At 59.4% G+C, this 1,560-nt stretch carries 1 protein-coding gene and 1 pseudogene; both read right to left on the bottom strand.

What is annotated here, in order from left to right; genetic code table 11:
• On the bottom strand, positions 1-1,236 hold a 1,236-nt coding region (locus tag E1180_RS22635), incomplete at its 3' end, for a hypothetical protein (protein ID WP_280115243.1).
• A pseudogene (locus E1180_RS22055) lies at positions 1,233-1,560 on the bottom strand (hypothetical protein); the annotation flags it as partial. The gene E1180_RS22635 and the pseudogene E1180_RS22055, both read right to left, overlap by 4 nt.

Genomic DNA, 1,560 nt, shown 5'->3' with positions numbered 1-1,560 from the left:
TCTGACCGCAATGGTGAAGGTCTCGGTGGAGGTTGAGCCGTCTGTGGAGGTGGCCCTAACGGTGATGTCGATGGATCCTTCGGTCTCCGCATCGAATGACGCTCCGGAGGCCACCCGCACGGTTCCATCGGCATCAACGGTGAAGCGGGTATCGTCGACGGTGTAGGAGACGCTGTCCGACACATTGGCATCATCGGCGGAGGCGGTAATGCCTAAGGTGGCACCGACCTCGGCATTCTCCGCGATGGTATTCGCAGACGAATCGGTGTCGGTGACCGCCGAGACATCCTCGGCGATCAGGTCCCCCTCCAAGACATCACCGTCGGCAAACTGGAAGATCTCGACACCCGACACCGTATCGGTGCCGTCCGGTGATCCGTCTCGATCATCGGTGATGGTATAGGAGCCGTCGCCGTTGTCGTTGATGGTGTAGTCGGACCAGTTGCCGGAATAGACCGCGGTGTCGTCGCCGGTGCCGCCGTCCAGGACGTCATCGCCCGAACCGCCTTCGAGCGTGTCTCCTTGACTACCGTCGCCGCCGATCAGAGTGTCATTGCCATCGCCGCCATAGAGCTCATCGCCGTGTTCACCACCGTCGAGATGATCGTTGCCGTCTCCGCCATAAAGTTTGTCGTTCCAGGCGCCGCCGGTGATCGTGTCGTTGCCGTATTCGCCGTAGAGAGTGTCGTGGTAGGCACCGCCATCGATGCTGTCGTCACCCCTGCCGCCGTAGATGAGATCGTTGCCATGCCCGCCAGACAGCTGATCGTTGCCTTCTCCGCCGTGCAAAGTATCGCGACCTGCACCACCTGAAAGCACTCCGCCATCATTGTGCGCGGTGAGGGTGTCGTTTCCTGATCCTCCGGCGATGGACAGTTCAGCAACTCCTGTGTCTACGAAGGTTTCGCCATCGTTCGAAAGTTGAATGTTTTCAGAAACATCTGAAATGCCAACTGCAAACGTCTGCTGTGACGAAGATCCGTCAGAAGACAGTGCCGTCACTGTCAGGTCTATGGCCGGTTCGGTTTCATAGTCAAAGTTGGCGCCCGAGGCGACCCGGACTGTGCCATCGGCATCGACCGTAAAGCGGGCATCGTCAACCGCATAGGAGACGCTGTCGTTCACATCGCTGTCGGTTGCGAGCGCGGTGATACCGACCTGAGTTCCGGCAGAGGTCTTCAGCGATGGTGTTGGCGGATGTATCGCTGTCGGAAACAGCGGACACGTCTGCTTCATCCACATCGGAGACCGCGATGGTGAATGTCTCTGTGGTTGTGGAGCCGTCGGTGGAGGTTGCCGGTGACGGTGATGTCGATGGACCCTTCGGTCTCTGCATCGAACGACGCACCATCGGCGACAGTCACAACCCCGTTTTCATCGACCGTGAAGCGGCTGTCGTCCACGGCATAAGAGACACTGTCGGTCACATCGTTGTCGGTTGCGAGAGCGGTGATGCCGACCTGGGTGCCGGAAGCGGTGTCTTCCGTGATGGTGTTTGCAGAGGCATCGCTGTCGGAAACAGCGGACACGTCGGCTTCATCCACATCGCTGACCGCAATG

Source organism: Roseibium denhamense, assembly GCF_009711415.1.
GTDB classification, from domain to species: domain Bacteria; phylum Pseudomonadota; class Alphaproteobacteria; order Rhizobiales; family Stappiaceae; genus Roseibium; species Roseibium denhamense.
The sequence above is the reverse complement of the archived record's forward strand: the minus strand, read 5'-3'. Positions and strand labels throughout refer to the sequence as shown.